At 44.4% G+C, this 23931-nt stretch carries 22 protein-coding genes; 16 read left to right on the forward strand and 6 right to left on the reverse strand.

The window, feature by feature from the left end; genetic code table 11:
- Nucleotides 1–524: 524 nt before the first annotated feature.
- A complete protein-coding gene (locus QGT46_RS10440) occupies nucleotides 525–842 on the reverse strand; it encodes a DUF1292 domain-containing protein (protein ID WP_024728190.1) in 318 nt (105 codons plus the stop codon).
- Between the two features lie 194 nt (nucleotides 843–1036).
- Here QGT46_RS10440 and QGT46_RS10445 point away from each other — a divergent pair, with 194 nt between their 5' ends.
- From QGT46_RS10445 to QGT46_RS10465, 5 genes are all read left to right on the forward strand, one after another.
- Nucleotides 1037–2239, forward strand: a complete 1203-nt coding sequence (locus QGT46_RS10445; RefSeq protein WP_024728189.1) for a cation:proton antiporter — start codon at nucleotides 1037–1039, stop codon at nucleotides 2237–2239.
- A 4-nt stretch (nucleotides 2240–2243) separates the two neighbouring features.
- Entirely contained in the window at nucleotides 2244–3182 is a 939-nt protein-coding gene (locus tag QGT46_RS10450) for a M14 family metallopeptidase (protein ID WP_148458872.1), read from the forward strand.
- A complete protein-coding gene (locus QGT46_RS10455) occupies nucleotides 3179–4126 on the forward strand; it encodes a M14 family metallopeptidase (RefSeq protein WP_024728187.1) in 948 nt (315 codons plus the stop codon). Before QGT46_RS10450 ends, QGT46_RS10455 begins: the two co-directional genes overlap by 4 nt.
- Before the next feature lie 11 nt (nucleotides 4127–4137).
- Nucleotides 4138–7887 carry a phosphoribosylformylglycinamidine synthase gene (locus tag QGT46_RS10460; RefSeq protein ID WP_148458871.1) on the forward strand — a complete coding sequence of 1250 codons (3750 nt, stop codon included), beginning with the start codon at nucleotides 4138–4140 and terminating at the stop codon, nucleotides 7885–7887.
- A gap of 410 nt (nucleotides 7888–8297) precedes the next feature.
- The gene (locus tag QGT46_RS10465) at nucleotides 8298–9380 is read left to right on the forward strand and encodes a transaldolase family protein (protein WP_301590725.1); all 1083 of its coding nucleotides are present in this window, start codon (nucleotides 8298–8300) and stop codon (nucleotides 9378–9380) included.
- A 99-nt stretch (nucleotides 9381–9479) separates the two neighbouring features.
- Here the strand turns inward: QGT46_RS10465 and QGT46_RS10470 are convergent, their stop codons facing one another.
- Nucleotides 9480–9635: a hypothetical protein gene (locus tag QGT46_RS10470; RefSeq protein WP_301590727.1), complete on the reverse strand. Its 156-nt coding sequence runs from the start codon at nucleotides 9633–9635 to the stop codon at nucleotides 9480–9482.
- Nucleotides 9636–9782: 147 nt separating this feature from the next.
- On the opposite strand from QGT46_RS10470, the gene QGT46_RS10475 reads away from it, so the two are divergent.
- Nucleotides 9783–10616 carry an AraC family transcriptional regulator gene (locus QGT46_RS10475; RefSeq protein ID WP_148458869.1) on the forward strand — a complete coding sequence of 278 codons (834 nt, stop codon included), beginning with the start codon at nucleotides 9783–9785 and terminating at the stop codon, nucleotides 10614–10616.
- A 221-nt stretch (nucleotides 10617–10837) separates the two neighbouring features.
- Nucleotides 10838–11440, forward strand: coding sequence for an AAA family ATPase (locus QGT46_RS10480; protein WP_148458868.1), 603 nt, complete (start codon nucleotides 10838–10840; stop codon nucleotides 11438–11440).
- A 69-nt stretch (nucleotides 11441–11509) separates the two neighbouring features.
- Here QGT46_RS10480 and QGT46_RS10485 read toward each other — a convergent pair whose 3' ends face one another.
- Nucleotides 11510–11839 carry a type II toxin-antitoxin system RelE/ParE family toxin gene (locus QGT46_RS10485; protein WP_148458867.1) on the reverse strand — a complete coding sequence of 110 codons (330 nt, stop codon included), beginning with the start codon at nucleotides 11837–11839 and terminating at the stop codon, nucleotides 11510–11512.
- Complete coding sequence (locus tag QGT46_RS10490) at nucleotides 11832–12089, reverse strand: type II toxin-antitoxin system Phd/YefM family antitoxin (protein ID WP_148458866.1); 258 nt, start codon at nucleotides 12087–12089, stop codon at nucleotides 11832–11834. The genes QGT46_RS10485 and QGT46_RS10490 overlap by 8 nt, the downstream gene beginning before the upstream one ends.
- Nucleotides 12090–12258: 169 nt before the next feature.
- Here QGT46_RS10490 and QGT46_RS10495 point away from each other — a divergent pair, with 169 nt between their 5' ends.
- Nucleotides 12259–12867, forward strand: coding sequence for a DUF3267 domain-containing protein (locus tag QGT46_RS10495; protein ID WP_148458865.1), 609 nt, complete (start codon nucleotides 12259–12261; stop codon nucleotides 12865–12867).
- 224 nt (nucleotides 12868–13091) lie between these two features.
- Nucleotides 13092–13691: an AAA family ATPase gene (locus tag QGT46_RS10500; RefSeq protein ID WP_148458864.1), complete on the forward strand. Its 600-nt coding sequence runs from the start codon at nucleotides 13092–13094 to the stop codon at nucleotides 13689–13691.
- Nucleotides 13692–14082: 391 nt separating this feature from the next.
- On the opposite strand, the gene QGT46_RS10505 is transcribed toward QGT46_RS10500, so the two are convergent.
- Complete coding sequence (locus QGT46_RS10505) at nucleotides 14083–14847, reverse strand: DeoR/GlpR family DNA-binding transcription regulator (protein WP_148458863.1); 765 nt, start codon at nucleotides 14845–14847, stop codon at nucleotides 14083–14085.
- 280 nt (nucleotides 14848–15127) lie between these two features.
- Between QGT46_RS10505 and QGT46_RS10510 the strand changes: the two genes are divergently transcribed.
- Nucleotides 15128–15964, forward strand: coding sequence for an HAD family hydrolase (locus tag QGT46_RS10510; protein WP_148458862.1), 837 nt, complete (start codon nucleotides 15128–15130; stop codon nucleotides 15962–15964).
- 162 nt (nucleotides 15965–16126) lie between these two features.
- On the opposite strand, the gene QGT46_RS10515 is transcribed toward QGT46_RS10510, so the two are convergent.
- A complete protein-coding gene (locus QGT46_RS10515) occupies nucleotides 16127–16729 on the reverse strand; it encodes a flavin reductase (RefSeq protein ID WP_148458861.1) in 603 nt (200 codons plus the stop codon).
- Nucleotides 16730–16904: 175 nt separating this feature from the next.
- Here QGT46_RS10515 and QGT46_RS10520 point away from each other — a divergent pair, with 175 nt between their 5' ends.
- The 6 genes from QGT46_RS10520 to QGT46_RS10545 all read left to right on the forward strand — a co-directional run bounded on the left by QGT46_RS10520 (nucleotide 16905) and on the right by QGT46_RS10545 (nucleotide 23888).
- Nucleotides 16905–17936 carry a LacI family DNA-binding transcriptional regulator gene (locus tag QGT46_RS10520; protein ID WP_118476453.1) on the forward strand — a complete coding sequence of 344 codons (1032 nt, stop codon included), beginning with the start codon at nucleotides 16905–16907 and terminating at the stop codon, nucleotides 17934–17936.
- 549 nt (nucleotides 17937–18485) lie between these two features.
- Nucleotides 18486–19502 carry a 5-dehydro-2-deoxygluconokinase gene (gene iolC / locus QGT46_RS10525; RefSeq protein WP_039947039.1) on the forward strand — a complete coding sequence of 339 codons (1017 nt, stop codon included), beginning with the start codon at nucleotides 18486–18488 and terminating at the stop codon, nucleotides 19500–19502.
- A gap of 6 nt (nucleotides 19503–19508) precedes the next feature.
- Nucleotides 19509–21446: a 3D-(3,5/4)-trihydroxycyclohexane-1,2-dione acylhydrolase (decyclizing) gene (iolD, locus tag QGT46_RS10530; protein ID WP_118476451.1), complete on the forward strand. Its 1938-nt coding sequence runs from the start codon at nucleotides 19509–19511 to the stop codon at nucleotides 21444–21446.
- Between the two features lie 15 nt (nucleotides 21447–21461).
- Complete coding sequence (locus QGT46_RS10535) at nucleotides 21462–22247, forward strand: 5-deoxy-glucuronate isomerase (protein ID WP_148458860.1); 786 nt, start codon at nucleotides 21462–21464, stop codon at nucleotides 22245–22247.
- A 36-nt stretch (nucleotides 22248–22283) separates the two neighbouring features.
- Nucleotides 22284–23435, forward strand: a complete 1152-nt coding sequence (locus QGT46_RS10540) for an iron-containing alcohol dehydrogenase (RefSeq protein WP_148458859.1) — start codon at nucleotides 22284–22286, stop codon at nucleotides 23433–23435.
- Between the two features lie 318 nt (nucleotides 23436–23753).
- A complete protein-coding gene (locus tag QGT46_RS10545) occupies nucleotides 23754–23888 on the forward strand; it encodes a hypothetical protein (RefSeq protein ID WP_256129239.1) in 135 nt (44 codons plus the stop codon).
- Nucleotides 23889–23931 lie beyond the last annotated feature (43 nt).

A 23931-nucleotide genomic window follows, 5' to 3' on the forward strand; every position in this document is an offset into this window, starting at 1 on the left:
CAAAAGAAAAGCTGAAACAGGCAGGGCTTGTGAGTTGCTACGATTATTACATGGAACGTCATGCTTTGAAGTTATGTTGAACCGCCGTATGCCGAACGGCATGTACGGTGGTGTGAGAGGGGAGATTTAATCTCCCCTACTCGATTGTTTACGGTAATAAGATGTACACTCTGAAAGCTGCAAAAAACGGAAGCCAGATCAGCTGTTTTCATTTTCCAACAAATTTAACAAGACAATTCCAGCTCAGAATGTCCGGAGGAAAAGGGGAAAAGGCAGATACGGAGAATTCGACAAAGAAAGCTATTTCCAGAATGCATATTTGCTGCAGAATAAAGAAGAACTGAATCATCTGATCGAAGCATTGATGAACAGAAGAAGAAATGGCTTTTGGATCTGCAGAGTTAAGAAGTATATGAATTGAATAGTAAAAAACCTTCGGCTGCGGCAGAGAAAAAGCTGTTTCCGAAGGTTTTTATATTGTTTATGCGGAATGGGCCAAAGCTTGGCAGAGGAACAGGAATGTTTTATTCTTCTTCATCATCCTCGTCGTCTAAAATAGCATCAAAAGCAGCAGAAACCATCTCATATTCCTCGTCATCCTCAATATTGTCCAGCTGAACCTCATCATCCGGCAATTCTTTATAGCGGTAAAGAAGCAGTTCACTTTCTTCCTCATCGTTCTCAAGGTCTTTTACGGGAACCAGGGCGATATAATCCTGTTCTTCGATGCCGAAGATACAGATCACGGCGCAGTCGAGCTGGACACCATCCTCCATTTCCAGATGGATGATTGGATTTTCTTCTTCAAATACGTCGGCTTCTACGTTGATATCTTCACTCATAAGACTACCTCTTTTCTTAGAATCCGGCTTTGTGAGCACAGAAATTCTACTAATTTTATTTGCATTTTTGGGCTGTTCTTAATATACTAAATAATAAAGGAAAAAGCAAGGGGACAAAGAGATTGTTACAGGTTTGACAAGTGTTTTCCTGTGTGATACGATACCATCGAATATTGGCAGCGGAGGCTATTATTATGGAAGAATACAGATATTTATTGGATATAGCGGTGATACTGGTTTTGACAAAGTCTTTCAGCCTGTTCTCGAGAAAAGTAAACATGCCTCCTGTAGTCGGAGCGTTGATTGCGGGCATTATACTGGGACCGGTGATGCTGAACGTGATCAAACCGTCTGATACTATCCTGAGTCTGGCAGAGATCGGTGTTATTGTCCTGATGTTTCAGGCAGGGCTGGAGACCGACATCAGGGAACTGAAACGGAGCGGAAAAGCAGCCATGGTGATCGCGCTGTGCGGAGTTGTCGTGCCCCTGGCGGTCGGAGCGGTCATCTCTTTTATGTTTGAAAAGAATTTAATGGAAAATATTTTTGTGGGGGTTATTCTGACTGCCACGTCTGTTAGTATAACGGTAGAAACTCTTCAGGATATGGGAAAGCTTAAGGGCCGTGTCGGAACGGCAATACTCGGTGCGGCCATCATTGACGATATCCTGGGTATTATACTGCTTTCTGTGATGACAAGCATCGGCAGGGCCGGAACGGTTGAGGTCACAGGAGTTCTTATGATAATCGGCAAGATGGCTCTGTTTTTTGTGCTCTCAGGTGCCGGCGGAATTGTTGTGTACAAGTTTTTCCGCAGGATGTCCACGATGAAAGTAAACAACGAACAGGTCCACAGAAGACGGGTTCCGGTGCTTGCACTGGCATTCTGCCTGTTTCTGGCATTTTTGGCCGAATTATTTGGAATTGCAGACATCACCGGGGCATATCTGGCGGGGATCATCCTGTGCAGAATACCGGAGACTTACTATATTCACCGGAAGGTGGAGTGTATCTCATACATGCTGATCACCCCGATCTTCTTTGCCAGCATCGGCCTCAAAGTCGAAGTGGCGGGAATGACTCAGACGATGATCATCTTCACTGTACTTATCAGTATTGCCGCTGTCCTGACGAAGATCATCGGCTGCGGCATCGGGGCCAAGGTCTGCAGGTATTCCTATAAGGAGTCCCTAAAGATCGGAGCCGGCATGGTTTGCAGGGGAGAGGTAGCACTGATCGTTGCACAAAAAGGAATCCATGTCGGGCTGCTCAGGGAAGAGATGTTTGCACCTATGGTCATTATGGTGTTGGTGACAACCCTTTTGGCGCCGATTCTTCTCAAGCTGTTTTTTTCAGAGTGGTTCAGCGGATTGACGTACAGGACAGGAAAGAGATAACAGGATGATTGAGACAGTAGTATCAGTAAAGCTCCCGGTGCGGGAGACATTAAGGATTAAGAAGAATTCCCTGCATCCGGACGTGATGACGGGAAGAGAAAAGAGAATATGCCTCGTTTCAGGTTTATATGGAGATGAGCTTGGAGGGCAGTATATATGCGGAGAAATCATAAAGAGGATCAAAGAGGACTATGATTCCCTGTCAGGAATCGTGGACGTATATCCGTCGGTCAACCCTTTGGGGCTGGATGCCAGGAGCCGGAGCATCCCAGTTACACAGGAGGATTACAGCGCGGTTTTTCCGGGAGACTTAAAAGGGGAACTCGGGGAATATACAGCGGCCAAGCTGCTGGAGGATATGGAGAGTGCAGACTGTGTAATCGACATTCATTCCAGCAATATTTTCCTTCAGGAGATCCCCCAGGTGAGATTAAACAGCGATGCGGGCGAGGGCCTGCTCCGCCTCGCAGGATATATGAATACTGATCTGATTTGGATACATCCGTCTACGACAGTGAATGAGGGAAGCCTTTCCTATGCCCTGAATGAACGGGGAGTGCCTTGTATGGTCACAGAATCAGGGGCTGCATTCAGGATTAAATATGACTTCTGCAGACAGATCATAGAGGGAGTGTTTGCCATCATGAAGGAACTGGGCATCTGGAAGGGAACGTGTGCAGAACCGAAAAGGGCCCCGGTTGTCCATGATGACGGGATTCATTATCTGAACTGCGAGACGAACGGTCTGTTTGTCACTCACAAGAAGGTGAAAGATTATGTGAAAAAGGGTGAGATCATCGGCAGCATCACCAGTCCCATCCTGGGAGCGGTGGAGGAAGAAATCATTGCGCCGGTGGACGGTATCTTAATGACTGTCAGAGAACACCCGGGCGTGACGGAGGGGTCTCTGATCGCCAGAGTCGTGGGAGGTGCCCTGGTATGATCAAAGAGACATTGTATACGACAGATTCTTACCTCAGGGAAGAATTTAAAATAAAAGGATTTCGGTTCGGCAGTACAGGCGAAGACTCAGAACCGTCTGCCTGCATTGTCGGCTCCATGAGAGGCAATGAATTTCAGCAGCTTTTTATCTGCTCTCTGCTGGTAAAAAGACTGAAGGAGCTGGAAGCATCCGGCTCGATTGTGGGAAATCATGAGATCCTGGTCATCCCTTCAATGAATAATTCATCAATGAATGTAGGGATGCGGTATTGGGTATCGGACAACAGTGACATCAACCGGGAGTTTCCGGGGAATCCGCAGGGAGAGCCAACCAGCCGTCTGGCGGCCAATATATTTGAGAAAGTAAAGGGCTACCGCTATGGAATCCAGTTTCCTTCATTTTACCGGAAGGGAGATTTTATACCCCATGTGCGGATGCAGACTACGGGAAAGGAAAGTGCAAGTCTGGCAAATTTATTCGGACTGCCTTATGTGATCACAAGCAAGCCGAGAAGCTTTGATGTGAAGACGTTAAATTATAACTGGCAGATCAACGGGACAGATGCATTTTCAGTCTATTCCGGTGATACGGGACATATCAATGAGTTTTCGGCGAAACAGGCTGTATCTGCTGTTTTGCGGTTTTTAACCAGAATGGGAATTTTAAAATATAATTGCCATAACGGCTATATTGCAAGTATTATAGAAGAAGAGGACATGGCGGAAGTTAAGACGGAGGCACCGGGATTTTTCCGGCGTCTTGTCAATGTCGGAGAGGAAGTGCACCGGGGACAGCTCTTAGGAGAGATCCTGGACCCTTACGAGGGAGATATTATTTCTGCGGTGCATTCCACCGTGGATGGAATCGTTTTTTACGCGAAGAAAGATCCAATGATCTTGGAGAATGCTTCTGCGTTTCAAATCATAAAGAAGCTGCACGAATAGAGGAGGACCATATGGGACAAGTAAAGAGAGTTTATGTGGAAAAGAAACAGGACTATGCCATCAAAGCAAAGGAACTGCTGGAGGAAGTGAGGCAGTACTTGGGATTGGATGTGGAAAACATCCGCGTACTGATCCGCTATGATGTGGAAAATGTTTCTGAGGAAAGCTATCAAAAGGCGCTGGGCACCGTGTTCAGTGAGCCTCCTGTGGATGAAGTTTATGAGGAAGCGTTCCCTGCGGAAGAAGGGGAAACGGCTTTCAGCGTGGAATTCCTCCCGGGGCAGTTTGACCAGAGGGCAGACTCTGCCCAGCAGTGTCTGAAGCTGTTAAATGAAAGTGAAGAACCGGTCATCCGGAGCGCCACTACATATGTAGTAAAGGGAGCATTATCTGAGGATGAGATGGGTCAGATCAAAGATTACTGCATCAATCCGGTGGATTCCAGAGAGTCCTCTGAAGAAAAACCGGATACCCTTGTGATGGAGTTTGAAGAGCCGGAAGATGTAAAGATTGTGGAAGGATTCAGGGATATGGACGAACAGCCGTTTAAGGAACTTTATGATTCCCTGAACCTGGCTATGACCTTTAAGGATTTCCTGCACATCCAGAAGCATTTTAAAGAAGAGGAACAGAGAGACCCGTCCATGACCGAGATCCGTGTTCTGGACACATATTGGTCTGATCACTGCCGTCACACGACCTTTTCAACGGAACTTAAAAATATTAAGTTCCAGGAAGGCTTTTACCGTGCGCCTTTGGAGGCGACCTATGAGCAGTATATGCTGGATCACAAGAGCATTTTCCAGGGAAGGAAAGACAAATTTGTCTGCCTGATGGACCTTGCGCTGATGGCTATGCGCCGGCTCAAACGGGAAGGTGCCTTAAATGACATGGAAGAGAGTGAAGAGATCAACGCGTGCAGTATCGTAGTGCCTGTCTCCATAGACGGAGAAGAGGAGGAGTGGCTCGTAAGCTTTAAGAATGAGACGCATAACCATCCTACTGAGATCGAGCCGTTCGGTGGTGCGGCTACCTGCCTCGGCGGAGCGATCAGAGATCCGCTTTCCGGGCGTTCTTATGTGTATCAGGCTATGCGTGTGACCGGAGCCGGCGATCCTACTGTACCATTAAAAGATACTTTAAAAGGAAAACTTCCGCAGAGGAAGATCGTGACCGGAGCTGCTCATGGATATAGTTCTTACGGCAACCAGATCGGATTGGCCACTGGATTTGTAGATGAGATCTATCATCCGGATTATGTGGCAAAACGTATGGAGATCGGGGCTGTCATGGGTGCTGCGCCGAGAAAGAACGTCGTAAGGGAAAGCTCAGATCCCGGAGATATCATCGTTCTGCTCGGCGGAAGAACCGGACGTGACGGCTGCGGAGGAGCTACCGGATCTTCTAAGGTCCACACAGAAGAGTCCATCGAGACATGCGGCGCGGAAGTACAGAAAGGTAATCCTCCGACAGAGAGAAAGATCCAGAGACTGTTTAGAAGGAAAGAAGTCAGCAGGCTGATCAAAAAGTGCAATGATTTCGGTGCAGGCGGTGTTTCTGTGGCGATCGGAGAACTCGCAGACGGACTTACGATCGATCTTGACAAGGTGCCGAAAAAGTATGCGGGACTTGATGGAACAGAGCTTGCCATCTCTGAATCCCAGGAACGTATGGCGGTTGTCCTGGACCCAAAAGATGTGGATCAGTTCTTAGCCTTTTCCGAGGAAGAAAACCTGGAAGCAGTGGCGGTTGCCGTTGTAACCGAGGAGCCAAGATTAGTTCTCTCCTGGAGAGGAAAAGAGATCGTAAATCTGTCCCGTGCATTTTTGGACACGAACGGAGCCCATCAGGAAAATGATGTATATGTAGAGATTCCGCACCGCGTCAGCAGCTTCTTTGATAAGGAGATTCCAAAGAGTTTTACGGAAGCATGTATTAATACACTGAAAGATCTGAATGTATGCTCCAAGAAAGGACTTGTAGAGATGTTTGACAGCACCATTGGTGCAGGCAGCGTCACTCTGCCTTACGGCGGAAAATATCAGATGACACCGGTCCAGACGATGGTAGCCAAGCTTCCGGTGCTTCACGGAAAGACAGATACCGTGACCATGATGAGTTATGGATTTGACCCATACTTGTCCAAATGGAGTCCATTCCACGGAGCAGTTTATGCGATCACTCATTCCATCGCAAAAATCGTGGCAGCTGGCGGTGACTACAAGAAGATCCGTCTGACCTTCCAGGAGTACTTCAAACGCCTTGGAGAAGATCCGGAGCGCTGGGGACAGCCATTCGCGGCACTGCTCGGTGCATACCACGCACAGATCGGATTTGGACTTGCATCTATCGGAGGAAAGGACAGTATGTCCGGAACCTTCAACGACATTGATGTGCCTCCGACGCTCGTATCCTTTGCTGTAGATGTGGCAGACGGAAAACACGTGATCACTCCGGAACTGAAACGCGCAGGCAACCGTCTCGTGCGGATCTGTATTCCGAGGGATGTCTATAACCTTCCGGTTTACAGTGAGGCGAAAAAGGTTTACAAACGTATCCACAGGCTCATAGAAGAAGGTGCGATCAAATCCTGCTATGCCATCGGATTCGGAGGAACCATTGAAGCGGTTGCCAAGATGGCCTTCGGAAATGGCCTTGGAGTTATTTTTGACCAGGAAGTTGAAATCAAAGATCTTGTTGAGAACCATTACGGATCTTTCGTGGTGGAAATGGATACGAGGGATATCAGAAAACTTGCGATCCCAAGCCTTCTCCTCGGTGAGATCACCACAACACCGGAACTTGTATTAGGAAATGAAGTGGTTCCGCTGAAAGAGGCCGCAGATGCGTGGACCAAGCCTTTGGAAGAAGTCTTCCCGACCCGCTCTGAAGGAAGCCAGGATGTAGTAGAGACAAGAAACTACACCAAAGGCAAGGCGCATTTTGCCAAGAATAAAATAGCGAAACCAAAAGTATTTATTCCGGTATTCCCGGGTACAAACTGCGAATATGATTCTGCAAGGGCGTTTGAAGACGCAGGGGCAGAGGTCATTACTAAGGTATTTAAGAACCTGGACGCACAGGGAATCCGTGACTCTGTAGATGAGTTTGAAAAAGCAATCAAAGAGTCACAGATGATCATGTTCCCGGGAGGCTTCAGTGCAGGTGATGAGCCGGAAGGTTCTGCCAAATTCTTTGCAACAGCCTTCCGAAATGAAAAGCTCAAAGAGTCTGTCATGGACCTGCTGAACAATCGGGATGGTCTCGTGCTGGGAATCTGTAACGGGTTCCAGGCACTGATCAAACTTGGACTGGTACCGGAAGGAAAGATTGTGGAGCAGACAGAGCAGTCTCCGACGCTGACGATGAACCGGATTGGACGTCATATTTCAAAAGTAGCCTATACCAAAGTGACTTCAAACCTGTCACCATGGTTCCATGAAGTCAATGCGGGAGACATTTTCAGTATCCCTGTTTCACACGGAGAAGGACGTTTTGTGGCAAATGACGATGTGATCAAAAAGCTGTTTGAAAACGGCCAGGTGGCAACCCAGTATGTGGACTTGAATGGAGATCCTACTATGAATGAGGACTTTAATCCGAATGGTTCCTATTATGCCATCGAGGGTATCACAAGCCCGGACGGAAGGGTTTTGGGAAAGATGGGCCATTCAGAACGTATGGGACGTTTTGTTTCCAATAACATTGCAGGAAACAAAAACCAGAAGATTTTCCTTTCAGGAGTGAACTATTTTAAATAATCAGATCCCGGTATCATAATAAGAACCCCGCAGTGTACTCTGCGGGGTTCTTATATTTTAATGAAAAGAGAGGATTAAAAATATATATGAAAAACGATTGCCTCAGGGACATGCTGTGTTTCATGTCTTATGAGGTATGTTTTTAGTATAGCAGGATTACCGTAGGAAACAATGGATAGAAAATAAACAATTCTAAATGAAATATAAACAAATCTTATACCCAGAGGGCACCCCGTATTCTATACCCTTCGGGTGTAGAATTCTTGTGTTTCTGGAGAAAAAAAGGTTCATGTGAATGAGCTGATAATATTTTGGTTAAAATTCGGAATAAATATTGAAAATATTATCTAAATATACTAATATATAATCATTATGTAACCAACGACTTTCTCATGAAAGGAGTCTTCTTTATGTCAGATGCAAAAGGAAAACTGTTTGAAACTAATGAAAAATTCCCACAGACCGAATATTGGAACGATTCTTGTGCGGTAAAAGAACTGGAGTATGCCATCGACCGTGGAGCAACCGGGGCTACCACCAATCCTGTGATCGTAGGAAATGTATTAAATCAGGAGATGGATCTCTGGGAAGATACTCTTGTAAAGTGGATCGATGAAATGCCGGACGCAACAGAGGAGGAGGTTGCATGGCGCCTGATCGAACAGATGGCAGTGCGCGGAGCAAAACTTCTTAATCCGGTCTATGAAAAGACAAATCATAAAAAAGGGAAAATCTCCATCCAGACCAACGCAAAATTATACAGAAACGCAGACGCAATGGCAGAACAGGCAATCGGATTCGGGGACCTGGCACCGAATATCATGGTTAAAATGCCGACTTCCGCAGCGGGAATCAAGGCATTTGAGGAAGCTACCTTCGCCGGTATCAGCATCAACGCCACTGTATCCTTCACTGTGGCACAGGCCGTAGCAGTGGCAGAGGCAGTAGAGCGCGGATTAAAACGGAGAGAAGAAGCGGGACTTTCCAATGAGAATATAACACCGGTGTGCACCATCATGGTGGGACGCACCGATGACTGGATAAAAGAAGCTGTGAAACGGGACAATCTGTGTCTGGATCCATGCGCATTAGAGTATGCGGGAGTTGCAGCATTCAAGAATGCATATAAGATCTATCAGGAACGCGGATATAAGACAAGACTTCTGGCTGCCGCGTACAGGAATTATTTCCACTGGTCAGAGTTTATCGGCGGAGACGTGGTGCTCACCATCACACAGCCTTGGCAGGAGAAGATCAACGGAAGCGACGTGGAAGTAAAAGAGCGTATGAGCCGCCCGGTTCCCGAAAAATATCTAAATGAACTGAAGAAGATTCCTGATTTTATCATGGCATATGAGGAAGACGGCCTGAAACCAGAAGAATTTGTACATTACGGAGCCTTTGTAAAGACCATCAACCAGTTCCTGGGAGGATACGAAAGCCTTCTCGGGGTGATCAGAAAACTGATGGTGGGAGACCCTATTAGAAAATAAAATACATAGACAGCAAAACAGCAGGTATCCTATGGATCATACCTGCTGTTTTACTCTTTCATTGGTTCATTGGTTGTTTCATCGTTCTGCACGTGTACCTCACATTCTTTTCTTCGGCGGGATATAGTAATGACCGCCGTTCATTGCTGTGATCCCGGCGCTGATGATATCACAGTTATCAATAAAATATTTTTTCACTTTCTCCTTCAAGGACAGTTTTGCTGCATTCATCTGTACTGCTTTTGTATTTGTCATATCGGTTCCTCCTTTCTTAAATGATGTTTTTCTTTTACGGTTCCTATGATATCATTGTATACAAGGATTGATTAGATGATTTTTTGACCAGTTTTTAGGGCAATATTGACATGGAGGCTGGGTGATAGGAAAGGAAAGCGCTGACATATGTATGAAACACTCTACAGACTTGAAAAGACAGGTATAGATATCAAATATTGGACTAACAAGGGACAGTATACCCCTCCCCATTGGCATACGGCCATCGAGCTGATCTATGTGCTGAACGGCACGGGATCCGTGATCTTTGACGGGCAAGAGCATCTCACAAAAGCGGGGGATCTTCTGGTCATTGACTCCAATAAAATCCATGAGATGAAGTGTGCGGAAGTCTCCATGATGATCATAATCCAGTTTTCCAGGAAAAGAATGAAGAACTACGTCAAGGACATTGACAGCTTCCGCCTGTCCTGCAGCCGGGAGAGCGCGGAGCATGGAAAAGAAAAGGAATACCAGTCGGTCTGCGGGCTTTTGCGTAAGCTTCCCCTTTTGTATGTGAGGCAGCCCGTGGGATATGAGCTAAAAAGCCAGGCAGTCGCTATGGAGATCCTGTATGAGCTGCTGAATCATTTTGGGGAAGAAGATACCGGGAGGACCGCAGAGAAGGAAGGGGCTTTAAAGCGTCTGGGGGAGATCACGGACTATATTGAAGAACATTACAGAGATCCGATTCCGCTGGAGGAGATCGCTTCCCATTTTTATCTGAACCGTGAGTATTTCAGCCGCTTTTTTAAAAAGAATATGGGAGTGTCCTTCTCAAGATATGTCAACCAGGTCCGTCTGCTGCATATATACTATGATATCTGCAACACAGAAGAGGGGATCATGGATCTTATCGAGAAGCATGGATTTAAAAATTATAAACTGTTCATCAAAATGTTCCGGGAAATCTATGGGAGCACACCGAGGGAAGTCCGCAGTGAGAGAAAGGGACAGACATAAAACAAAAGCAAGCTTGCTTTTGTTTCTTTTATAGAAAACGTTTTTCCCATCGGTTATCTGTATACAAAGTCGGGAATTTGGAAAAGAGATAGACTTTTGGTAATGAAATGAGTATAATTAGAATATATATTTATAATATACTTGAATATTGTTAGGGAACTGTTGCGAATTATGAATATATTATGATAATTTTCTGAAACCGAGATTGGAAAGGAGAAACTATGGAAAAAACATTGATCACCATCAGCCGCCAGTACGGAAGCGATGGAACGAAGGTTGCGCAGGTTTTGGCGGACAAGCTGGATGTCTGGTACTATAACAGAGATATCCTGTATATGGCTGCTGAGAAGATCGGCGTGGATGATCTGGATGAGAAATCGCTGGAAGAGCTGAATTACAGAAAAAGCTCCCGATATGTGGAGGGACTGAGTGTCATGATGGGAACACCGGGACACATTCCGGTCTACAATCAGATGTTTAAGGAACAGTCCAAGATCATCCGCAAGCTTGCCGGATACGGCTCTGGAGTCTTTCTTGGAAGATGTGCAGATTACGTGCTGAAAGATATGGATAATGTTTATACAATATATCTCTATGCAGATGATGAATTCCGTATAGGTCATCTATCTGAGGCGGAAGGCCGCGAGGTCACAAAATCTGAACTGAAGAAGGAAGATAAGACAAGAGAATCATACTATAACTACTACACTGGACAGAAATGGGGCGATGTACAGAATTATGATCTGGCTGTTAATATGACGAAGATCAGTCCTGAAAACTGTGCGGAGTTAATTCTTGAGTACATTGAAAAGAGAAGAAAATAAGAATAATAAAAAGGCATCCTCAGAGTTTGTATTTAACTCTGAGGATGTGTTTGAATTTCTCTGGTGCTGTCATATATAAGAGTCACGGTTTTGTTTATGATACAAAAAACGTCTTACCTCCATAATTTTATTTGGGCTTTCATCGTCTATTACAACATAGTAAATCACAAAATTTTTAACATATATTCGATAATAAGGGTATCTTCTTTCCTTTAAAGAATGATAGACTTCAAAAGATTCTGCATTTGGAAGTCTTTCTATTATCTTTTTTTCCACCTCATCAAGTAAGTTGTTAGCAGCTTGAGGATTTTCTAATGTTGAAGAAATATAAGTCAGCTTTTCTTTCAGATCCTCATAAAATAATGGGAGATACCGCAAACTATATTTGCTATCAGTCATTTATTTTCCTTCTTAGCCCTTCAAAAACTTCTTCATGTGAATAACGCCTACTGTTATTTTGGGCGGCAGCATCAGCCTTATCCAGAGCAGTCTCTAAACCGTCTGTTAGATTGGAATATGCCTCCAGACTAAGAACTACCATAGAACCGTAACCATTTTTTGTAAGATACACAGGCTCCCCTTTGTTGACCAATTTTTCTATATCGGGAAACTTATTTCTTAAGTCAGAAACAGGTTTGATCTGTATCAAATCATCACTCCTTATCAATAATTTATCGTAATATTATCATTGTTTTTATTATAAGCTATCGACTCATAGATTACAAGTATTATAGAAAATATTTAATCATTATGGTAGATTAAAAGGAGAATACAAAAAATTATTTAGAAAAAGGAACATTGGACAGGAGATATCGCAAATGTTGGATAAAAAAAGAGACAAAAAGCAGGAACGGATTGAAAATTTTGAAAGTCAGAGAGAAAAAATGAAAAAGGCAGGGTACAAGGAATCCTCCGGGATCATTTCCGTGCTGAGGGCCAATGTTTTGGCGTTTGCTACTGCCGGACCAATCTGTATTGCAGCTTATATACTATATTTCATTCGCTGGGGAGAAAGTGGGTGGACCATGAATGGAAGAAATCTGATCTTCTTTTTTGCACTATTTTTTGCAGCCATATTTGTCCATGAACTGCTTCATGGTTTGGGGTGGAGTCTGAATTGTAAAGATGGATGGAAAAGTATTGCATTTGGTGTGATGGAGAGTTCGCTGACTCCATACTGCCACTGCAGAGAGCCGTTGAAGTTCGGCAGTTATTCGGTGGGCTTATATCTGCCTTTCTGTGTATTAGGTCTGGGCCTTTTTGCAGTTTCCATGATCGTTCCCAATAATACGGTTTTTTTGCTTGCAGTCCTGAATATGCTGTCTGCAGGCGGGGACCTTACCATCGGATGTTATCTTCTGAAGCATAAAAATGGGCTGATCCTGGATCACCCAACCAACTGCGGTTTTATTTCGTTTGAAAAATAAAGTATTGTATAAACCTGACAAGAGCCGGACTGATTTTTACATAAAGAATGATCAATTCACTAAAAATAAAATTTACTATAGTATTCTGGGGACTAATTGAGTATAATGAGAGCGAAAACAGAAAATCAAGAGCAATAATAGTGATAAGTCATAAATAAGCTGGGTATCTTATGGTATGCCCTTTCGGGTATACCCGCAAAAGTAAATCAGAAAGGAATCGAAAAATGAAAAAAACATTGATCACGATCAGCCGTCAGCATGGAAGCGGCGGAACCGAAGTAGCGCGGATTTTGGCAGACAGACTTGGGGTATGGTATTACAATAGAGAGATTTTATACATTGCGGCAGACAAGATTGGATTTGACTCCCTGGATGAGCAGGCCATGGAGGAGCTGAACTACAAGAAGAGCTCTAAGTATATGGAAGGCCTGAGTGTCATGATGGGAACTCCCGGTCATATTCCAGTGTATAACCAGATGTACAAAGAACAGGGAAAGATCATACAGAAGCTGGCAGGCTATGGATCCGGCGTCTTCCTCGGAAGATGCGCTGACTACATCCTAAAAGATTTTGATAATGTCACATCTGTTTATCTATATGCAGATGATGAATTCAGACAGAAGCGTCTTTCAGAAGCCGAGGAACGGGAAGTACCTATGGCTGACATCAAAAAGGAAGATAAGACTAGAGAATCCTACTACAATTATTACACGGGACAGAAGTGGGGCGATGTGACAAACTATGACCTTGCTTTGAACATGGGGAAGATCAGTTTTGAAGAAGCGGCAGATGTTATTTTGTCATATATTGAAAAACACAGATAATTATAAGTGATGTCTATTATGAAGACAGTATTTAGTTAAATTGACGAGCGAAGAGCAGGGAATATGGTCATTAGCCCTGCTCTTTTTCTGACATATCAATATTATGGTAATGACTGGGAAGGTATACCCAAAAGGGCATCCCGAATTTTATACCCTTCGGGTAGGCGCGCTTTGCGCGATAAGGTATACCCAAAAGGGCATCCCGCATTTTATATCCTTCGGGTGAACGCGCTTTGCGCGATAAGGTATAAGATGATCTACAACGCGGTTTATGATCTCTTCCAGACTATTTTTATTTGGTTGTTGATAGGAGAAATTATTTCTAACTATGATAAAAAAGGACAGAGCCGGTTTTGTCCGGCGCTGTCCTTGACTACTTGATACAGGACCTTTAATCAATGGTTTCCACTGTAATGGAATTGGAACGGCAGAAATCTGTATACTCTTCCTGGGGAAGCTGGTCCGTAAGGATATAATTGATCTTTTCCAGCGGGCAGTAAGTCATCAGAGAAAAGATGCCGAATTTTGAGTGGTCTGCCAGCACATATCGCTGCATGCTGTTGGAGACGACGGCTTCCTTTACCCGGTATTCCTCCTCAGACGCGTTTGTCAGGCCGTTTTCAATGGAAAGGCCGGTGCATGCCATAAAGGCTTTGCCGATATTAAAAGCCTTAAGATACTCAGAAATCTTTGTATCCACAAAGGAGAGGGTTTCCCTTTTTAAATAGCCTGGAAGGGAAATAACGGTCAGATTCTTATAAGGAAGGGCTTTCAGGGAAACCTGCAGGCTGTTGGTGATGATGGTGCAGCGTTTCTCTGAAATATAATCCACAATATTGTGGCAGGTTGTACCAGTGTCGATATAGATAATGTCATCATCTTCAATATGATCGGCTGCAAGGCGGCAGATGGCCTTCTTTTCTTCTACGAACTTTTCGTGGCGTTCTGCAAAAGGAAGCAGCTTTTTCGACGGAAGAGTGTCATTTAATGTGACTCCTCCGTACACTTTTTTTATTTTTCCTGCTTTTGCAAGCGTGTCAATGTCTCTTCGGATCGTATTTTTGGAGACCTGGAAAACCTCGCATAAGGTATCCAAGGAAACCGACTTTTCTTTTGTGATATACTGTTCTATTTCATCGATTCGTTTTGTACGCATATGAAAACTCCCTCTCGTTTATTCAAATTTAGGCCCAGTCTGGCCATAAAAATAAAAGCTTTGTTTTATTATAGTATATTATGAGTAAATTGAAAAGAAGCAAGTGGTAAGTTGTGATAAAGTTTAATGCTAATAACTTTAGTCCATACTTTTATCATCAAGGAGGTCTTTTCCTGACATTTTTTCTGAGGTATAATAAAGCAGAAACAAGCAACCTTAACGCGTGAAGTACAAGAATGTAAGGGTATAAAACATGCTGAAAGGAACAGTGGGGGACGGGATGAAAGAACAAGAAATTAAACTGATCGCCATGGATATGGACGGGACACTTCTGACCAGCCGGAAGGAAGTGACACAAAAGACAGTAAAAGTATTAGAAGCAGCAATGGACCGAGGGATCCAGATCGTCCCGGCAACCGGACGGTCAGTGAATGGGCTTCCGAAGGAGCTGACGGATCTTAAGAGATTAAGATACTGCATTCTGAGCAATGGGGCCAGGGTTTATGATTTACACGAACAGAGATCGATTTACAAAAACCAGTTTGACACAGATCAGATCCTCAAGCTTTTGGAAGCGGTCAAACCGTACCATGCTTTCCGGAGCATAGCAAAGGATGGAAAGGTATACTGTTATAAAGAAGAGCTGGACAGGCTGGAATCATTTCACCTGGGAGAGTATTCCGAGGAGATGATCCGTGCCTCCAGGACGCCGGTAGAGGATTTAAAAGAATTTATCCAAAAGGAAGGCGGAACTTCAGAAAAAATGACGCTGTTTTTTGAAGACCAGGAAGAACGGGCAAAGGCGAGGAAGGAGCTGACAGAATGTGGTTTATATGCTGTTGTGGCTTCCCTGAAGAATAACTTGGAGATTTCCCTTCATTCCTGCAATAAGGGTGATGCGCTGGCCCATCTGATGGAGCACCTGGACTTAAAGAAAGAAAATATTATGGCCTGCGGCGATGCGGAAAATGATTATCAGATGATCGAGGCGGCAGGGATCGGGGTTGTCATGGAAAACGGCAGTGATGAGATGAAAGAGATTGCCGATTATATAACTGACGATCACAACAGTGACGGAGTGGCCAAGGCAATTGAAGTCTTGGTTTTGAATAATTGAAGTGCGTTTCATGCTAATGAATGAGCCGGTTATAATCATTCCGGCAGTCGAGAATATATTCGTGTACACTGTATTAAGATATAAAAATACCTCTAAAGTAGTTTTGGCTGTCTGCCGTGTCCGCTTTAGAGGTATTTTATTGTGAGAGAAACCCTATTCCAGCTAGATTCGTTCAAAATCAGAAGCGCCGTGTTTGCAGATCGGACATATAAAATTGGCGGGGAGTTCTTCGCCCTCATAGATATATCCGCAGATTTTACAGCGCCAGCCGGTTTTCTTTGTTTCCTGCGGCTGGGGTTTGATATTCTTATGATAATATGCGTAAGTAACAGAAGGTACATTTGATAAGACTTCTCCGTCTGTGACATCGGCGATAAACATTGTGTGTGTGCCCAGATCAACCGTCTCTGCCACAGAAGCGCTGAGAAACGCGTTTGCATATTGGCTTAAATAAATGATGCCGCCTGATGAACGGTCATAGCCGGAGAAATCCTTCAGCTTGTCAACATCCCTGCCGCTCTGGAATCCGAAATGCTTAAAAATATCAAAGGGAACCTCCTCGGACAGGATGGATATATTAAAGGAACCGGTGTCCCGGATCATATCATGAGTGTAATTGCCTTTATTGACTGCTACGGAAATGCGGTTCGGTGTGGTCGTGACCTGCTGGACTGTGTTGACGATACAGCCGTTGTCCTTGTCTCCGTCTTTTGCTGACAGTACAAACAAACCGTAGCTCAGTTGAAACATTGCTGCTTGATTCATATAAAAACCCCTTTCTATACTTGATTATTATTGTCAATATACTCAAATTATAATCCCTTTATGACACATTTGCAATGCCCGAATGGGGATATTGCTTTACTTTTGAGAAATGCGCGGTTATAATAAAACAAATGCGTGCAATGTGTCAAATAAAAAGAAAAAGCGAGGAAAGCACATGGCAGGAACAATCAAAGAAATTGCAGAACGTGCCGGAGTCTCCCGTGGTACTGTGGACCGGGCGCTGAATAACAGGGGCAGGATTAAGCCGGAAGTGGCGGAGCGGATTCTGGCGATTGCCAAAGAACTGGACTACCATTCCAACAGAAAGTCTAAAAAGAACACGCAGAATCCGGACAAACATATAAAAATCGGAGTTATCACCCAGCTCTCCGAGGCTTCTTTTATGATTCCGGTCAAAGAGGGAATCCGGGATGCGGGGAGAGAACTTGAATATTTAGGAGTGGAACTTTTATTAAAGGATATAGAATCAGTAGATGAAGAGGCTCAGATGGAAGCGATTGATGAGTTGGAATCAAAAGGGATCGACGGCCTTGCGATCATGCCGGTGCAGTCAGAGTATGTGAGAGAACGGCTGAACCGCTTGATGGAAGAAAAAGAAATTCCGGTAGTAACATTCAACTCAGATATCGTTGGCACAAAACGATCTTGCTTTGTAGGCCTGGATAACAAAAAAAGCGGCCGTACTGCCGCGGGACTCATGGGAATGCTGACACGGGGAAAAGGGAAGGTCCTTGTGATCACAGGGTTTTTCACTAACAGTGTAAACAGCCTGCGTGTGGAGGGATTCGTACAGGAGATTAAGAATGCATATCCTGACATGGAACTGCTCGGAGTCCAGAGCAGTTTTGACGAGACGAGGGAAGTGCAGAAGATCATTGAGAATACGATGGCGATCGCCCCGGATCTTTCCGGTGTCTTTGTGGCATCCGGCGGGCAGGCCGGGGTGTGTCTGGCTTTCGAGAAACTGAAACTTGAGAAACGCCCTTATGTCATAGTGTATGACGCCACGCCGAAAAATACGAAAGCACTGAAAGAAGACCGGTATGATTTTTTGATTGATCAGGAAGGATACGAACAGGGATACCGGCCTCCGAATCTTCTGTATAACATGATCCAAAAAGGACAGATGCCGGAGACGGACCATATCTATACAGATATAAAGATAAAAAATAAATATAATGTATGACATTTTCCACATGATTTCCGTTCGGCTCTTAGAATGCCTCACTCCAATCATGTGGAAAATGGACTTAATATCTACTGGATAAGTATCCATTAAACAAACAGAACGATTCAACGACAGTTTTTTATTACTATTTTCGTCACGTTTTGAAATGGGCTCCTCCAATCGTGCTAAAAAATTTACGTTGGAATATGTGGAACATGGCCGCAGAGTCTGCTGAAGATGACAGCTTAACAAGAGAAGGTGTTATTTTGCCATAGTTGAATAAGGATTGAAACATAGAATCATAGTGTTTCAATCCTCTTTTTTTGTATTTTTGCGTGCTTATGCGTGCTATATAATTGTGCAATAATACTCAAGAAGCGTGTATACATTTGTGAAATGTAGCAAAAACAATCTTTTTTATAAAAAGTGCTTGCACACAAATAGCGTGCGTGATAATATAAACACATAAAGAAAAGCACACAAAACGCATTTTAAAAGAGTGAATAAAACAATAAAACACGCAAATAACACGCAGTGAGCGTGGAAAACAAAACTGAGGTGAAAGTTATGAAGTATGTTGAATTTGACCAGACAAGACCAATGGATTTAGTGCTTATCGGAAGGGTAGCCATCGACTTTAATCCGGTAGACTATTTCCATCCGTTATCCGAGTGCACCACATTTAAGAAGTATGTGGGAGGATCACCTGCAAACATCGCGGTGGGGATCACGAGACACGGAAAGAAAGCAGGATTTATCGGAAAAGTGTCCGACGACCAGTTCGGAGAGTACGTAGTAGATTTTTTTGATAAAGAAGGAATCGATACATCCCATATTTCAAAATGTACCAACGGAGAAAAACTTGGACTCACCTTTACAGAAATCCTCTCCAGAGAGGAAAGCAGTATCTTAATGTACCGCAACTGTATCGCAGACTTGCAGTTATCTGTGGATGACATCGACGAAGAATACATAAAGAACACGAAAGCAATCTTGGTTTCCGGAACTGCATTGGCGCAGAGCCCGTCCAGAGAAGCGGTGTTAAAAGCAGTGATGCTTGCTAAGAAAAATGATACAAAGATCATCTTCGATATTGACTATAGAGAATACAACTGGAAAAATTCTGATGAAATCTCAATCTACTACTCTTTAGTAGCCAGAGAGGCAGATATTATTATGGGATCCAGAGAAGAATTTGACCTGACAGAAAAACTGATAAAACCGGGCAGATCAGACAAAGAATCTGCACAGGCATGGAACAATGAGAATGCAAAGATCGTTGTCATCAAGCACGGTAAGAAGGGATCTACAGCATATACCAATGACGGAAATGACTATTCAATCAAACCGTTCCCGGTTGAGGCATTAAAAGGCTTCGGAGGCGGAGACGGCTATGCATCCGGATTCTTATATGGAGTCTTTGAAGGATGGGATATGATCGAGTGTCTGGAATTCGGAAGCGCGGAAGCGGCTATGATGGTGAGAAGCCATTCCTGTTCAGAAGAGCTTCCAAACCCTCAGGAAGTCAAAGATTTTATCCGAGAGACAAAAGAAAAATACGGCGAAATGATTGCGAGAGTATAGGAGGATATGAAAATGAGTACAGCCAGAATGACAGTAGCACAGGCTCTTGTGAAGTTCCTTGACAATCAGTATGTGGAATTTGACGGGGAAGAAACAAAATTTGTAGAAGGCATCTTTACCATCTTCGGACACGGCATTGCCGTTGGATTGGGAGAAGCCCTGGACACCAACCCGGGAAGTTTAAAAGTTCTCCAGGGGCGAAATGAGCAGGGAATGTGCCATGTTGCAACAGCTTATGCAAAACAGAACAATAGAAGAAAAATCATACCATGTGCGTCTTCCGTAGGACCTGGAGCAGCAAACATGGTGACAGCAGCGGCTACGGCAACCGTCAATAATATCCCGCTTTTGGTCCTGCCTGCCGATACATTCGCCACAAGACAGCCGGACCCGGTGCTTCAGCAGTTAGAGAAAAGCGACAGCCTTTCAATAACAACAAATGATGCATTCAAACCGGTCTGTAAATATTGGGACAGAATCATCCGTCCGGAACAGCTGATGACAGCTATGGTAAACGCAATGCGTGTTCTCACAGACCCGTCAGAGACAGGTGCCGTCTGCATCGCACTTTCCCAGGACGTAGAAGGAGAATCTTATGATTTCCCTGACTACCTGTTTGAAAAACGTGTACATAGGATCACAAGACCCTGCGCAGTAAAAGAAGAGATCGAGGACCTTGTTAATATTATTAAAGAAGCAAAGAATCCGTTAGTGATCGTAGGCGGAGGCGTGAAGTATTCTGAGGCAGGAGAAGCTGTAGAAAAATTCTGCGAAGACTTTAACATTCCGTTCGGAGAGAGCCAGGCAGGAAAAAGCGCCTGCAAGTCAAGCCACCCTTACTGCTTAGGAGGAATTGGTGTAACAGGAACCCTGGCTGCCAATACCATCGCTGATGAAGCTGATGTGGTCATTGCAGTGGGAACCAGGCTTTCAGACTTTACAACAGGATCCAAAGGACAGTTCAAAAATCCTGATGTGAAAATAGTGACGATCAACAACAATAAATACCATGCATATAAAATGGATGCAGTGAAAGCTGTCGGAGACGCGAAAGTGACAGTGGAAGCTCTTTCTGCCAGACTAAAAGAGGAAGGATACAAGTCTGCTTACACAACAGAGATCCAGGACGCAAAGGCAGCCTGGGATAAAGAAATGGACCGCCTTGCGAATATTGAGTATACAGGAGATAACTTTGAGCCGGAGATCAAAGCGAGAGATCCGCGTACGATTCCTGAATACGTAAAACTTACAGGGGGACTTATCACTCAGACTGCCGCACTGTGCAAAATCCGTGAGGTCATTGATGAAGACGCTAATATTGTGACAGCAGGGGGAAGTCTGCCGAGCTGTATGCAGAGGATCTGGACTACGGACAAACGGGGCGGATACCATGCTGAATATGGTTACTCCTGCATGGGATACGAAGTGGCAGGCGCTCTCGGAGTGAAGATGGCAGAGCCTGAGCACGAATCCTATGTGGTCGTCGGAGATGCCAGCTTCCAGATGCTGCACAGTGAGATCATGACGGCAATGCAGGAAAAACAGAAGATCAATATCCTCGTGTTTGACAACTGCGGATTCGGATGTATCAACAACCTTCAAATGAACCATGGTGTGGGAAGTCTTGCGACAGAGTTCAGATACCGCGACGAAAAAAATGAAATCAAAGGGGATCTGATCCCGGTTGACTATGCAAAAGTCGGAGAGGGATACGGACTCAAGACATACAGTGTAAGAACGATCAAAGAACTGGAAGAGGCGCTGATCGACGCAAAGAAACAGGATGTTGCGACTCTGATCGACTTAAAGGTAATCCCTAAGACGATGACAGATGGTTATAAATCCTGGTGGAATGTAGGCATTGCAACAACTTCTGAGAAAGAAAGCGTGCGAAAAGCATGTGAAGGAGTATTAGAAGGCCGTGCAAACGCAAGACAGTATTAGAAAAGAGGTATGATAATGGGAAAGGTATTCGGCTATCCTGAATTTGATGCAAACGGGGAAAAAGTTTTAACAACATACGATAATGAATATAAAGAAATGCTGATGGATATTCGCGTCTTCCGCTTAAATGCGGGGGATGTGAAGACCTTCTGCAGGGCAGGGGAAGAGACGGCGGTCCTCCTGCTGAAAGGAGATGTAGTTTTCTCATTTGATGAAACTTCCAAAGAAGTTACAAGAAAAGATGTGTTTACAGAAGGACCTTGGGCAGTTCATATCTGTACAGGAGCCAAAGTCATAGTGGAAGCAAAAGCAGACTCTGAAATCTTGGTACAGTCCACAATGAATGACCAGACATTTGAGAGTAAACTGTATGCGCCGGAAGATGCTCCTTGGGGATATTCCTGCGTAGGAAAGTTCGGAAATGTTGCGAAACGCCGTGTCAATACCATCTTTGACCATGACATTGCGCCATACTCTAACATGGTATTGGGTGAGGTTTTAAATGACCGCGGGAACTGGTCAGGATATCTTCCTCACAGACATCCGCAGCCGGAAACTTATTACTTCCTGTTTGACCATCCGGAAGGATTCGGGGCGAGCTTTGTGGGTGACCAGGTATTCAGGAGCACAGACGGAAGCTTTTCGGCGATTCCGGGAGGAGAACTCCATCCCCAGGCAGTTGCTCCGGGATACCAGATGTATACCTGCTGGATGATCCGCCATCTCGACGGAAATCCGTGGCTCCAGACAGACAGAAATGAAGATGAGCGCTACGTATGGCTTCATGATGCGGAATTTTAAACAGAAAAATATCAGAAAGCATAGGAGGATAAGAATATGGCAAGAGAATTTATCGCGCCGGGCCAGATTTATACTGGCGAAGGCGCACTCGATATGGCAGAAGGAAAATTAGGAACTCTCGGCAAAAAGGCGCTGATTGTTACAGATAAGGTGATGGTCGAGCTTGGAAACGCAGCAAAAGTAGAAACTGCTTTAAAAAACCAGAACATTGAATATGTGATCTACAGTGAGATCAACGGTGAGCCGACCGACACAATGATCGAAGAGGGCCTTAATCTTTATAAAGAAGAAGGATGTGACTTTATTGTCGCTCTTGGAGGCGGCAGCCCGATTGACTCTATGAAAGCGATCGGTGCACTGGTAACCAGCGGCGGACAGATTTCTGATTACATGGGAAAAGTGATCACAGAGGAAACACCGACACTTGTTGCCATTCCTACCACAGCGGGTACAGGTTCTGAGGCAACTCAGTTTACCATCATCACAGATACAAAAAATGATATCAAGATGCTGCTCAAAGGCGCTGTTTTAATGCCGGATCTTGCCATCATCGATCCTCAGTTTACAATGACTGCACCTCCTAAGATCACTGCGGCTACAGGACTTGACGCCCTGACTCATGCGGCAGAGGCTTATACATCAAAGCTGGCACAGCCATTATCCGATACATTTGCGCTTTCTGCGATCAAAAGAATTTTCAAGTATCTTCCTGCCGCATTCAAAGACGGAAAGAATGTTGAGGCGAGAGAGCAGATGTCCATTGCCGCGCTGGAAGCGGGAATTGCATTCAACAATGCGTCCGTTACTCTGGTTCACGGAATGAGCCGTCCGATCGGTGCTATGTTCCATGTTGCCCATGGACTGTCCAACGCAATGCTCTTGAAAGAATGTTTTGTTTATGCATTAGACGGTGCATATGACCGCTTCGGAGAGCTTGGAAAAGCCATAAATGCGGCAGAGGAGACAGACTCTGACAAGGCTGCCAGTGAGAAATTCCTTCAGGCGGTTGTGGATATCTGTGATGAATTAGAGACTCCTTCCTTAGAAGAATACGGAATCGACAAGGAAGAATTCTTTAACGTGATTGATAAGATGGCAAATGACGCCATGGACAGCGGAAGCCCGTCCAACACAAGAAAAGACATCACTGCAGAAGATGTCAAAGAAATTTACCGCAATCTGTGGTAAATTCCAACGCAGTAAGTACGTGCGTTTTACGTACTTAAATATAGATCAATGCAGATTTATGCCACTGAAACTCCTAAAAATAAAAACAATCAAAAGATATACTTAAAGCCAAACCCTCCAATACCTGGCTTAAAATGAATTGTTAAGTATTGATCTGCATAGTAAGAAGCATGGACCTTTCTTTCTCCTGGGTCCATGCTTCTTTTTAAAAAATCAATCTTTATCTAACCCTTTTTTGAGGACAAGGTTCTTATAGAGACAAAATTTATTTATTGCCCGAAAGAGCGCGCTGAAAGGCAATGGAAAGGATGAGAAAGAATGAAGAAACCATGGGAAAGACGGATCGTGGCGGCCGCACTGATTCTGGCTGTGGGAACCGGAGCCGGAACGATTTTGAGAGCAGAAGATCAGGAAATGTCTGGAAAATCCGGGAGGGGGTATTTACGGAACTGAAGTACATCAATTAACCCGGGAACCGGAACAGACAAAAACAAAA

Source organism: Anaerostipes faecis (genome assembly GCF_910574135.1).
Taxonomy (GTDB): domain Bacteria; phylum Bacillota; class Clostridia; order Lachnospirales; family Lachnospiraceae; genus Anaerostipes; species Anaerostipes hominis.